This is a genomic window from Halorhabdus amylolytica (assembly GCF_004944975.1).
Classification (GTDB): domain Archaea; phylum Halobacteriota; class Halobacteria; order Halobacteriales; family Haloarculaceae; genus Halorhabdus; species Halorhabdus amylolytica.
This window is the reverse complement of record NZ_SPQG01000009.1, coordinates 119,531-131,691: the sequence shown is the minus strand read 5'-3', so window position 1 is coordinate 131,691 and position 12,161 is coordinate 119,531. Positions and strand designations below refer to the sequence as shown.

Sequence of the window (12,161 nt, the reverse complement as noted above, 5' to 3'; positions counted from 1 at the left end):
CGATCCTCGGCGAGAGTGAACGCAGTGAACGAGCGCCGGTGGTCTAGTGGTAGGACATGAGCTTCCCAAGCTCATAGCCCGGGTTCAATTCCCGGCCGGCGCATTTCATCTGCGAACGACAGTGAGCAGTGAAATCGCCAGAGGGAATTGAATCACGGCAGACGCAGCGCGAACGGAGTGAGCGACCGTCTGGCATCGGGTTCAATTCCCGGCCGGCGCATTTCATTCCTCCCTACGGTCGTCATTCGATGCGCCGGGAGCTCTACTCCCGAGTCCCGCCTCGCGTACTCGGCGGGACGCCGCCCGTAGTTCGCAAACGCTTCGCGTTTGCTCACTCCCGGCCGGCGCATGGTAGAAGTCTTTTACCCCGTGCTTTCCGGGTTTCTTCAGGAATGAAAATATGCGTTCGAAAGCTTACAATGCGGGTAGGAGGATAGCACCCCGGTCCCGTCCCCGGGTTATAAAAATGTCAGGCTTACTAGCCATGGTGTTACCCAGGAAGAGGGTTTCACGGTTTCGGGGGTGAGGGTTTGATGTCGGAAGAGCGCAGGCAGATTGACGGGATCGTTGTCGTCCCTGAGAACTCGGAGAAAGTACGTGAACTGCTTGAACTGGCTATGCATAGCTATTGGCGTTGAGAAGTTAGAATAGGCTTTTAAATCTTCAGTTTTATACTTTGTGTTGTTGAGGTCCTCGAAATGGGAACCAACTCTGAGGAAAGTATAAAGAGTGGGCTGTCGAAGCGGGAGGCACTGGCTTTGACACGGCTAGCTGCCCAGAACAAGACAGTTATCACAATCAGTGACATCCAGAATGCCCTAGACATCTCAAATGACAAGGCCAAGAAGATTGCGTATAACTTGGAGAAGAAAAAGTGGCTGGATAGATTGAAGCGAGGTGTCTACCTGATTGTTCCGTTGGAGGCGGGTGAGAAAGCAGAATACACTGAGCATGAATACGTTATCGTGTCTCACCTTGCCGACCCGATGTATATCAGTTACTGGACTGCGTTGAATTACCATAATCTCACGGAGCAGGTACCGCTGACGGTCTATGCAGCGACAACGAGCCGTGTTCCGGCCCAGCAGATTCACAACGTCGAATACAAATTTGTCACTGTTACCGAGGAGAAGTTCTTTGGCTACAACACGGAACTGGTCAACAAGACGCAGAAGGTGAAGATAGCTGATATCCAGAAAACACTGGTGGACTGCGCTGATCATCCGGAATACTGCGGGGGCATCACTGAACTGGCAAAAGCGGTATCCAATGCTGGTCGGGAAGAAGTTGACTGGGCGATAGTATCGGAGTATCTGCTTGAGGTCGGGAACGGAGCAGCGATAAAACGAATCGTCTACCTCACAGACCTTTTCGATATCGACCTTCCTCGAAAAGACGAGTTGAAAGAAGCGTTCACTGCCGGCTACTCCAAGCTCGACCCTACGAGGGAAGACCAGGGGAAACATTCGAGCGAATATCGTCTCCGGCTGAACGTGTCTAAAGAGGAGATCAGGGAGGCAGGTGAGCAACGATGATAACCGGTGGCCAGATCCGGACACTGGCACGGCAGGACGGTGTTACCGCAGGTCTCGCAGAGAAAAACTTACGTCAATTCGTGGATACTCTACGCGATCTACCAGTCGACGCTCGGTGAGCATCTGGTATTCAAGGGCGGCACTGCGCTCAGCAAACTGTATTTCCCCGACATCTGGCGTTTCTCGGAGGACCTTGACTTCACTGCCATAGCACAGCTCTCCAGCGTTGAAACGGACTTGGAAGAAGCGTTATCCACGGTAGAAGTTGAATCCGGTATTGCTTTCGAGATCACGAACTTCTACACGGCCGGCGAACCCGTGGAGTATATTCAGGTCGATATTCAGTACGAAGCGGTTCTCGGGCAGAAGAACACGACAACTCTGGATATAACTCTGGACGAGTCCATGTATTTCCCGGCTAAGCCCCATACACATGGTTTTGAAGATGTTCCAGAGTTTGATCTCCAGGCCTATACAGTAGAAGAGATACTGGTTGAGAAACTTCGAAGCCTGTATCAACGTGCTCGTGCCCGAGACTACTACGATATCTACCGGTTGCTGGACCAGAGAGAATTCGATGACAGCGACATAGCTGACGCTCTCCGGGAAAAGGCAGAAGAACAGGACGTTGAACTTGACCTGGAGAACGGAGTACCAGAGGAAGATATTGAGGATGTTAGAGATTACTGGAACAAGGCATTGGACCGCCTGGTTGTTGAAAAACCGGAGTTCAACAACGTGGTTAAACAGATTACTGACTACTTAACGAAGCTGCATAGCGTATCTGAAAAGCGATCCTAACGTAGATCCAAGTGAAGTCCTGTGTGGCGATACAGCTACAACTTTTCTATTCCGCTTGTTCTGCATGGAAACTGTCGAAGATTACCTCGCGGACCTGGATCTACCTCACAGCTCATTCCTCCCTACGGTCGTCATTCGACCCGAACAATTCGTCACGGTGGTGTAACGAAATACAGGAATCGAAATCGAGAAGTCACAGCCCGCACAGACGAGCGATTCGAAGAGTTGGGAAAACGAACAGCGATAGCGCAGAACGGAGTTTCGCTGATCATTCGAGTGGAGCTTGCACGGCGCGACGCGCAGCGAAATCGGGGTGGTGAAACACTCTCGCAGTGGTCCACGAGAAGAACCTGTGAGTCAGCGACTCGAGCCGGACCGTTCTGGATTCAGCAGCTTCCGAAACAGCGATGGGAGCAGGCTGGTGATCCGGGACGACAATTCACAGTTCGAACGAACGCGATACGTCGATCCCGTGCAGCCGTTCGGCAATCGTCCCGAGCCCTTCGAGCAGGCGCGGACTCGGCTGGTTCAAAAGTGAGTCGTCGATGGCGTGCAACTCGGCGTCGAGACGCCATTCGCGCTCGACCAGCGGCCGGGTCGAGGGTTCGGCGGCGCCGCAATGGTGGACGATCGCGTGGTCCGGATCAGCGTTCTCGACTTCCTGCCCGTCGATCTCCTGGGAACGCTCGCCGGGTTCGACGAACGGGTATCGACCGCCGGCGACGCGGATGGCGTCGGGTACCCAGTTTCCGGCTGCCATCGGTGGGTCGCCCCATTCCTCGCAGTAGACCACTGGTCGGTCATCGTCCGGAGTTACATTGCGAATCGTCTCGACGTACTCCCTGGCGCGTGCTTCGAGACGAGCGCCCTCCTCCGGGCGCCCGATCGCCTCGCCGATCGTCCGGAACGTCCACAGCACGTCCTCGAGCGTTGCCGGTTCCTCGTGGCTGACCGTGAATCCGTGGTTGCGCAAGTCGTCGCGTAGGTCGGCCTGTAACTGGTCGTTCGTGAGCAGGAGATCCGGGTCGAGTTTCTCGATCGTTTCGAAGTCCGGGTTCAACCAGCCACCGACCGACGGTACGTCTCCGGCCTCGCAGTGGGCGGTGGCGCCGGCCAATCGATCGCTGGCGTCGAGCGTTCGTACGATCGACGTGGCGCTGGGTGCCAGCGAGACGATCCGATCCATGTGCGTTCATAGTGGCTGACTTTCAAAAAGGTCAGGACCCCGCAACGCCGTCTGATCGATCCAGCCCGCTAGATGGCTCACGAGTTGTCCGGCCGGATCACCACAGTGCAGGCGCCGAGTTATTCCATCGAGAGCGTGATTGTGCCGTCGAAGTTCAAGACGATCTCCTGGGTCAGATCGCCGAATAGCGCCTTTCCGGTCGGAGACCGACGCTGGCCGACGAGGAACACGTGATCGCAGTCGTATTCCTCGGCCACGTCGAGAATAGCCGCCGCACGATCGCCCTCGGGTTTGACCCGAACGACGATCTCGGAAGCGACTCCCGCGTCGTCGAGCGTTTCCCGGACGAACGCTTCTGTCTCCTCTTCGAACTGACGGTCGGCAGGATCCTCGTAGTCCCGTCGATCGATGTCGCTCGTGAGTTCGACGTCCTCGACCGATTCGAGGTCTTCCGGCACCAACAGCCGTAAGATGACGAGAGACGCCCCCGAGCAAGTACTGACGGCAGCCGCTTCGTCCAGTAACTGTGCCTCGGTCTCGTCTGCATCAGTGACGATGAACAGCCCTCTGTTCATGGATGTTTATATACTGGTGAAGTTTATAAAAGGAACGGGGCAGAAAGTGGCGATCGACCACGACCGATCCTCCGGAGAGAGGACGTAGACGCTGCCACAGCTATCGGGTTTCACGCGGATCGATCCTTGGACACTTGTTCAGAACGGATCGATCGGCTCCGATCCGATCGCGGAATATTTGACCGGGCGCCGCGTATCGCCAGTCGATGGACGGCCCGCTGTGGACCGAGCGGCACGCGCCGACGATCGAGGAGTTGCCCCAGCCCGAGGTCCGCGAGCAGTTGCGCGGCGCACTCGAAGAACCGATGAACCTGCTGGTCCACGGGCCGGCGGGAAGCGGGAAGACCGCCGCCGTGCGCGCGTTCGCTCGGGAGGCCCACGAGGACCACGACGCTGACCTCATCGAGATCAACGTCGCCGACTTCTTCGATCTGACCAAAAAAGAGCTCTCGGAGGATCCCCGTTTCGAGCGGTTCATCACTCCCAAGCGCCGCCGGGAGTCCTCGAAGGCCGACCTGATCAACCACGTCCTCAAGGAGTCGGCAAGTTATTCGCCGGTCTCGGGTTCGTACAAGACGATCCTGCTGGACAACGCCGAGCGAATGCGCGAAGACTTCCAGCAAGCGTTGCGTCGCGTGATGGAGCAGTACTACGAGGCGACGCAGTTCGTCATCGCAACCCGGCAATCCTCGACGCTGATCCCGCCGATCCGCTCGCGGTGCTTCCCCGTGACTGTGAGAGCGCCGACCCACGACGAGATCGTGACCGTCCTCCGGCGGATCGCCGAGGCGGAAGGGACCGAATACGATGCGGAGGGGTTGGAATACGTCGCAGGGTACGCCGACGGCGACCTCCGGAAGGCGATCCTCGGTGCGCAGACGACCCACGAGGCGGAAGGCGAGATCACGATGGGCGCCGCCTACGAGTCCCTCGGAGCGGTCCGGACCGACGACCGTGTCGAGACGATGCTGGCCGCCGCCGAGGCAGGGGAGTTTCGAGACGCTCGATCGGAACTGGACGACCTGCTGGTCGAGGAGGGCCACAGCGGTCCCGAGGTCCTGGAGGCGATCCTCCGAGTGGGCCACTCGCGGTACACGGGCGAGCGACTGGCACGCCTCCACCGGCTGGCCGGCGAGATCGACCTGGATCTGGCGGCTGGGACCGACGATCGGATCCACCTCTCACACTTCCTAGCCGAACTCGAAGCGAGCGAGTGACGGGGACAGATCACCCGAGAGTGGGCGACCGGGAGTGGAGACGGGCCCGAGAGACGGAATCCGCCGGGCGGAAACCGTTCGCTTCGAAATCCTTATACACGTTTGCCGGGGACGTATGGGTAACGAACCATGGACATCGAGATCATCGAGGAAGAAGACAATCCGATGTTGCATCGGACGGACGTCCGCTTCGAGGTGACCCACGAGGAGGCGACGCCGTCGCGGCTCTCCGTACGGGATTCCCTGGCGGCGATGCTCAACAAGGACGCCGAGGAAGTAGTCGTCCACGAGCTGGACACGAAATACGGCATGCGAAAGACCGTCGGGTACGCGAAGGTGTACGACGACCCGGAGTTCGCCCGTGAGGTCGAACAAGAGCACATGCTCGAACGCAACAAGATCCTCGGCGAAGAGGGCGATGCCGAGGCTGAGGAGGCCTGACGATGGCCCGGTACGAACTCTACGACGACGACGGCACCACCGAACGCGAACAGTGTCCTCGCTGTGGCGACGCGTTCCTCGCCGAACACAGTGATCGGACGCACTGCGGTCGCTGTGGCTACACCGAGTGGAACTGACGGGTCGCGACCGCAGCCGCGGTCGAGACCGAAGTCGTCTTTTCCGTCGATCACGCAACTCGGACAGACTGAATGGTATCGACCGCGAGCGACGACGCGCCGGCACGACGGATCCTCGGCATCGAGGGGACAGCCTGGGCCGCTAGCGCGGCAGTCTACGACGTCGAGGCCGACGACGTCATCATCGAGACTGACGCTTACCAGCCCGATAGCGGCGGCATTCACCCGCGGGAAGCCGCCGAACACATGCGAGAAGCCATCCCGGCAGTCGTCGAGGACGCCCTCGAAGACGCCCGCGAGCAGGCCGACGAGGCTGGCGACGATCCGGACGGGGCGCCGGTCGACGCGGTCGCTTTCTCGCGGGGCCCCGGGCTCGGCCCCTGTCTGCGGATCGTCGCGACGGCCGCGCGCGCGATCGCTCAGCGGCTGGACGTGCCGCTGGTCGGCGTCAACCACATGGTTGCTCACCTGGAGATCGGTCGCCACCGCTCCGGATTCGACTCGCCGGTCTGTCTGAACGCCTCGGGTGCGAACGCTCACGTCCTGGGGTATCGCAACGGGCGGTATCGCGTCCTTGGCGAGACGATGGACACCGGCGTCGGCAACGCCATCGACAAGTTCACCCGCCACCTGGGCTGGTCCCATCCCGGCGGCCCGAAGGTCGAGGAACACGCCAAGGACGGCGCGTACATCGACATGCCATACGTCGTCAAGGGGATGGACTTCTCCTTTTCGGGGATCATGAGCGCCGCAAAGCAGGCGGTGGACGGTGTTCCCGCGAGCGAAGCGAGCGGGAGCGGGTCGGCCCGTCAGTCCGACAGTGGGGAGACAGTCGAAGACGTCTGTTACTCGCTGCAGGAGAATATCTTCGCGATGCTGACGGAGGTGAGCGAGCGTGCCCTTTCGTTGACAGACGCCGACGAACTCGTGCTTGGCGGTGGCGTCGGGCAGAACGAGCGCCTCCGGGCGATGCTCGAAGCGATGTGCGACCAACGCGGCGCGGACTTCTACGCCCCCGAACCGCGATTCCTGCGGGACAACGCCGGCATGATCGCCGTCCTCGGCGCGAAGATGTACGCCGCGGGCGACACCATCGCCGTCGAGGACTCGACGGTCCGGCCGGACTTCCGGCCCGACGAGGTGCCCGTCACCTGGCGCTCGGGCGAGTCCGTCGGTTCGTGGGCTGGATCGAGGGACGGCGAGACGGTCCAGGGTGCCGAGGCGACTGTCACCGTCGAGAACGGGCGCGTTCGCAAACGGCGCAACCCGCGGACGTATCGTCATCCCACGCTCGACGAGCGACTCCGGACCGAGCGAACGCGTCAAGAAGCCCGGCTCACCAGCGAGGCTCGGGGCGTCGGCGTTCCGACACCGGTCGTCTTCGACGTCGATCCTCGGGAGGGGGTCCTCGTCTTCGAACACGTTGGCGATCGTGACCTCCGGGCAAACCTCACCGTTGATCGCGTGCGGGACGTGGGACGCCATCTGGCGACGATCCACGACGGGGGGTTCGTCCACGGGGATCCGACGACGCGGAACGTCAGAACTGGTGAGGAACGGACGTATCTCATCGACTTCGGCCTCGGGTACTACACCGATCACGCCGAGGACCACGCGATGGATCTCCACGTCTTCGAGCAATCACTGACGGGGACGGCCGACGACGCGGATCGCCTCCGGACGGCTGCCGAGGGCGCCTACCGCGATGAAAGCGAGCGTGGCGGAACCGTTCTGGATCGCCTCCGGGAGATCGAGGGCCGCGGCCGATACCAGTAGTCGGGCGACAGCCGTCCGTCTCAGATCAGGTTCTCCATGTGCTCAAGCGCGTCGTCGTACTCCTCGATGGCGTTCTCGATGGGGTCGGAGTCGGCCATGTCGACGCCGGCCGTCCGGAGCAGTTCCAGCGGGTAGTCGCTGGACCCGCTTTCGAGGAACTTCCGATAGCGCGAAGCGGCCGGTTCACCCTCCTCGTCGATCGACTGGGCGATCGCGACCGCCGCGGAGATGCCCGTCGCGTACTGGTAGACATAAAAGGAGCGATAGAAGTGTGGGATGCGCATCCACTCGCGGGCGATCCGGTCGTCGATCTCGCCCGGCTCGTAGTAATCGGCCTTGAGTTCCCGATAGAGGTCGTTCAAGCGGTCGGGCGTCAGGGGCTCGCCGGCCTCACTCATCTCGTGAGTGCGGTGCTCGAACTCCGCGAACATGGTCTGGCGGAACAGCGTCGAGCGGAAGCGTTCGAGGTACTGATCGAGGACGTGCCGGCGGAACCGGTCGTCCTCGACGGTCTCGAGCAGGTGGCGAGTCAGGAGTGCCTCGTTGACCGTCGAGGCGACCTCGGCGACGAAGATCTCGTAGCCCGAGTAGACGTATGGCTGGGTCTCGCTGGTGTACTCGCTGTGCAGCGAGTGGCCGAGTTCGTGGGCCAGCGTGTACATCGAGTCGACGTCGTCCTGGAAGTTCATCAAAATGTACGGCTGAGAATCGTAGGTCCCGCCGGAGTAGGCACCCGACTGCTTGCCCCGGGTCTCGTAGACGTCGACCCACCGCGAGTCTAGCCCGTCGGCGACGCGTGACTGGTACTCGGTCCCCAGCGGCGCGAGCGCGTCGACGACGTGCTCGCAGGCTTCCTCGTATTCGATCTCCGGGCTCTCTGTTTCGGTCAGCGGGACGTAGAGGTCCCACATCCGCAGGTCGTCGCCGTCAGTGTGTGCGCGTTTGAGTTCGGCGTGGCGGTGCAGCGTCCCCAGGTTGTCCCGGACAGTCTCGACGAGAGTGTCGTAAACCTCGACGGGGACGTTCGGGCCGTTCAGGGACGCCTCGCGGGCACTGTCGTAATTGCGGGCCGCCGCCATCTTCGAGTCGGTCTTGACGGCCTTGGCGTAGGCCGTCCCCACGGTGTTGTGGACGGTCTCCCACTCGTCGTAGAAGGCCTCGTAGACATCCTGACGAAACGCCCGATCGTGGCGCTTCTGGAGGGTCGTGAAGTTGTTGAGCGTGATCTCGGTCGCTTCTCCCTCGGGATCTTCGACAGTGGGGAAGGTCATGTCGGCGTTGGTCAGCATGTCGTAGACCTCACCCGGCGCGCCGGTGACCTCGCTCAAGTCCGCCAGCAGCGACTCGACCTCCGTCGAGCGCGTGTGGGGTTTCATCCGCAACACGTCGTCGAAGTAGTGGTCGTACTCCGCGAGGGCGGGTTCGGATTCGATCATCGCCTCGACGTCCTCACGGTCGAGGTCCTGGATCTCCGGGTCGAGGAAACTCGCCGCGCTCGAAGCCTCGGCCGAGAGCGACTGGGCGCGGGTCAACATCGCCTGAGCTTCGTCGCGTCGGGTGTCCTCGTCGCGGCGCATCCGCGCGTAGGAGACGACGTTCGAGACCGTCCGCATCAGGTTCTCGTAGTCCTCCAGCACCGAGAGCAACGTTTCGGCGTCCGCCGTGGATCGTCCCTCGTAACTCGCGACGAGCTCTGTCAATTCTTCGGCTTCCTCATAGGCTGTCTCCCACTCGTCGCTGTCAGCGTACAGCGACTCCAGCGCCCACGTGTACTCCTCGTCGACTTCGCTTCGTTCCGGGACTGAACTCATGCTCCCTGCGTAGGATTGGCGGGCGCTAAAACGTTCGGCTGCGGGTGTCCCTCACTGCGGTGGTTCGACCGCCAGATCCGTGGCGATCCACCCATCGGGGTTACCCTCTTCGGTGAAGACCGTCCGATCGGGGGAAGACTGGAATGACTGGACCTCGCGGGTCTCGCCGTCCAGGTCGTCGGCACGTGGCATTGACACCTTGTAAGTGACCGGGTAGTCATATGTGTTTTGGCTAGCCTAAAACAATGGGAACGTCCGGGGAAAACCGGAAGGGAGACGAACGCCGTTCGGTCGAAACATCACCCCGGTAGAAAAGTTAACTCCCCGGCGGATGAAGGTCGGGCCATGGACGAAAACCCGTCAGTGGACGACGATCCACCGTATAAACATCCGGACCGATCCATCGAGACCCGCCTCGACGATCTCCTCTCGCGAATGACGCCTGCGGAGAAGGTCGGCCAACTCGTCGGGACGGCACCGACGCTCCGACCGGATCGTGAAACAGTCGACGGTATCGCCGAAGCCGTCACCGAACACCACCTCGGTGCAGTCTCGCCGTTCGGTCACGGCGGCTCCCCCTGGGAGACCCCCGAGGAGTGCCTCGACATTGCCAACGCGATCCAGCGGGAAGCCGTCGAGAACACCCGTCTGGGCATCCCCGTCCTGTTGTACGTCGACGCCGACCACGGCCACGGGTTCGTGAAAGGAGCCACCGTCTTTCCCCACAATCTCGGTATGGCTGCGACCCGCGATCCGGAACTCATAGAGCGCGCAGCGAACGTTACGGCGACGGAAGTCGCGGCGACCGGCGCACACCAGAACCTCAACCCGGTCGCTGACGTGGGCCGGGAGGCACGCTGGGGGCGCATCTACGAGACGTTCGGCGAGAGTCCACACCTCTGTTCGGCAATGAGTGCGGCGGCCGTCCGTGGGTATCAAGGCGAGGACGTGGGCGACGCCGGAAGCGTGATCGCCACCCCGAAACACTTCCCCGCGTACAGTCAGCCGGTCCGTGGCGAGGACGGCTCGCCTGTCGACGTCTCCGAGTACACCCTCAGGCGGGTGTTCCGCCCGCCCTTTGCGGCCGCCGTCGACGCCGGCGCGGGCTCGATCATGCCCGCCTACAACGAACTGAACGGCTATCCCGTTCACGGATCGAGGGAGTACCTGACGGGCTGGCTCCGCGAGGAACTCGGCTTTTCGGGCTACGTGGTCTCGGACTGGAACGGCGTCAACATGCTCCACCACGACCACCGGACCGCGCGATCGATGGACGAGGCAGTCTGGCAGGCGGCGACCGCCGGCGTCGACGTCGCGAGCGTCGGTGGCGTCGAACACGCCCAGCGCCTGCTCAATCTCTTCGAAGCCGGGGAACTCTCCGAGTCCCGCATCGACGAGAGCGTCCGGCGCGTGCTCGAAGCGAAGTTCCGGCTCGGTCTTTTCGAGGACCCCTACGTTGACGAGGACCGGGTCGAAGGAGTCGGGACCGACGACCACCGCGCAGTCGCCCGCGAAGCCGCCCGCGAGTCGCTAACGCTACTGCAGAACGATGACGACGTTCTCCCGCTCGATACTGACCTCGATTCGATCGCCGTCCTCGGTCCGAACGCCGACGATCTCCGCAACCAGTTCGGTGGATGGAGCACCATCTCGGAGCCCGAACCACCGGGAACGACCGTCCGCGAGGGGATCGAAGCGGCCGTCCCGTCGGACACCGACGTGCGCTACGAGCAGGGGACGGAGATGACCGAACCCATCGATGTCGACGCCGCGCGCGAGGCGGCAACGGTGAGCGAAGCGGCCGTGGTCGTCGTCGGCGAGACGGGGTATCGCCACGAGTTCCACCGCAGCGAGACCGACCGAGGCGAGTTCCCGACGCGTTCACAACTCGAACTCCCAGAGGCACAGCGGGAGTTGCTCGCGGCGGTTCGGAAGACTGGGACGCCGACCGTCGCCGTGTTCGTCGCCGGTCGCCCGCTCGCCATGGAGTGGACTGCCGACCACGTCCCCGCAATCCTGTTCGCCTACCTGCCGGGTTCGGAAGGCGGGAACGCGGTCGCAGACGTCCTCTTCGGCGACGTCGATCCGGGCGGGTCCCTGCCGGTGTCGATCCCGCGGTCGACGGGGCACCTCCCGACCCACTTCGACTACCGTCCGCATCCTCATCCGATCGAGGGAAGTCCCCGCGAGGAGAACCCCCGCCCACCGGAGCATCCCGAGACGTACGATCCACTGTTCCCCTTCGGCCACGGCCTGAGTTACACGGACTTCGAAACCGGCGAGCTGGCGGCGTCACCGGAGCGCGTCGGCCGAGAGGGACGCCTCACGGCGACCGTCGAGGTCGAAAACGTCGGCGACCGTCCCGGGTCGACGGCCATACACCTCTATGCGACCGACGAGTTCAGCTCCCGGGTGACGCCGGTACGGGAACTGGTCGGGTTCCGGCGGGTCGAACTGGCGGTCGGGGAACGAACCGAAGTGACGTTCGAGGTCGAGATCGCTGATCTGGGCGTCGTGGCGGAGTCCGGCGATCGCCGCGCGGAACCCGGGACCATCACGCTATCGTGCTGTGGGGACTCGGCCGAAGTGACGATCGAACGCCAGTTCGAATCCTAAATCGGATCGTTTCGGCGTTCGACTGTCCCCGATCGTCCTGAACACACCCACACCCGACACCGAGGG

At 62.1% G+C, this 12,161-nt stretch carries 11 protein-coding genes and 1 tRNA gene; 8 read left to right on the top strand and 4 right to left on the bottom strand.

All coding sequences use genetic code 11. The features are described from left to right. Positions 1-32: 32 nt before the first annotated feature. The 3 genes from E3374_RS12135 (at position 33) to E3374_RS12125 (ending at position 2,336) form a co-directional block, all read left to right on the top strand. Positions 33-103 (top strand) — tRNA-Gly (locus tag E3374_RS12135). 595 nt (positions 104-698) lie between these two features. Next, positions 699-1,535, top strand: a complete 837-nt coding sequence (locus tag E3374_RS12130) for a type IV toxin-antitoxin system AbiEi family antitoxin domain-containing protein (protein ID WP_136689327.1) — start codon at positions 699-701, stop codon at positions 1,533-1,535. A 6-nt stretch (positions 1,536-1,541) separates the two neighbouring features. Beyond that, positions 1,542-2,336: a nucleotidyl transferase AbiEii/AbiGii toxin family protein gene (locus tag E3374_RS12125; RefSeq protein WP_211194967.1), complete on the top strand. Its 795-nt coding sequence runs from the start codon at positions 1,542-1,544 to the stop codon at positions 2,334-2,336. A 439-nt stretch (positions 2,337-2,775) separates the two neighbouring features. On the opposite strand, the gene E3374_RS12120 is transcribed toward E3374_RS12125, so the two are convergent. Together E3374_RS12120 and E3374_RS12115 are read right to left on the bottom strand one after the other, a co-directional pair. Further along, positions 2,776-3,522, bottom strand: coding sequence for a helical backbone metal receptor (locus E3374_RS12120; RefSeq protein WP_136689326.1), 747 nt, complete (start codon positions 3,520-3,522; stop codon positions 2,776-2,778). A gap of 119 nt (positions 3,523-3,641) precedes the next feature. Next, positions 3,642-4,097: a universal stress protein gene (locus E3374_RS12115; protein ID WP_136689325.1), complete on the bottom strand. Its 456-nt coding sequence runs from the start codon at positions 4,095-4,097 to the stop codon at positions 3,642-3,644. A gap of 206 nt (positions 4,098-4,303) precedes the next feature. Between E3374_RS12115 and E3374_RS12110 the strand changes: the two genes are divergently transcribed. The 4 genes from E3374_RS12110 (at position 4,304) to E3374_RS12095 (ending at position 7,668) form a co-directional block, all read left to right on the top strand. Next, positions 4,304-5,314 carry an AAA family ATPase gene (locus tag E3374_RS12110; RefSeq protein WP_136689324.1) on the top strand — a complete coding sequence of 337 codons (1,011 nt, stop codon included), beginning with the start codon at positions 4,304-4,306 and terminating at the stop codon, positions 5,312-5,314. A gap of 129 nt (positions 5,315-5,443) precedes the next feature. Continuing rightward, positions 5,444-5,755 carry a 30S ribosomal protein S24e gene (locus E3374_RS12105; protein ID WP_136689323.1) on the top strand — a complete coding sequence of 104 codons (312 nt, stop codon included), beginning with the start codon at positions 5,444-5,446 and terminating at the stop codon, positions 5,753-5,755. A gap of 2 nt (positions 5,756-5,757) precedes the next feature. Further along, a complete protein-coding gene (locus E3374_RS12100) occupies positions 5,758-5,892 on the top strand; it encodes a 30S ribosomal protein S27ae (RefSeq protein ID WP_136689322.1) in 135 nt (44 codons plus the stop codon). 72 nt (positions 5,893-5,964) lie between these two features. Continuing rightward, positions 5,965-7,668, top strand: a complete 1,704-nt coding sequence (locus E3374_RS12095; protein ID WP_136689321.1) for a bifunctional N(6)-L-threonylcarbamoyladenine synthase/serine/threonine protein kinase — start codon at positions 5,965-5,967, stop codon at positions 7,666-7,668. A gap of 20 nt (positions 7,669-7,688) precedes the next feature. Here the strand turns inward: E3374_RS12095 and pepF are convergent, their stop codons facing one another. Beyond that, positions 7,689-9,479: an oligoendopeptidase F gene (gene pepF, locus E3374_RS12090; protein ID WP_136689320.1), complete on the bottom strand. Its 1,791-nt coding sequence runs from the start codon at positions 9,477-9,479 to the stop codon at positions 7,689-7,691. A 51-nt stretch (positions 9,480-9,530) separates the two neighbouring features. Next, the gene (locus E3374_RS17210; RefSeq protein WP_169051844.1) at positions 9,531-9,671 is read right to left on the bottom strand and encodes a hypothetical protein; all 141 of its coding nucleotides are present in this window, start codon (positions 9,669-9,671) and stop codon (positions 9,531-9,533) included. A gap of 153 nt (positions 9,672-9,824) precedes the next feature. Here E3374_RS17210 and E3374_RS12085 point away from each other — a divergent pair, with 153 nt between their 5' ends. Then, positions 9,825-12,095, top strand: a complete 2,271-nt coding sequence (locus E3374_RS12085) for a glycoside hydrolase family 3 N-terminal domain-containing protein (protein ID WP_136689319.1) — start codon at positions 9,825-9,827, stop codon at positions 12,093-12,095. The last annotated feature ends 66 nt before the right edge of the window (positions 12,096-12,161 follow it).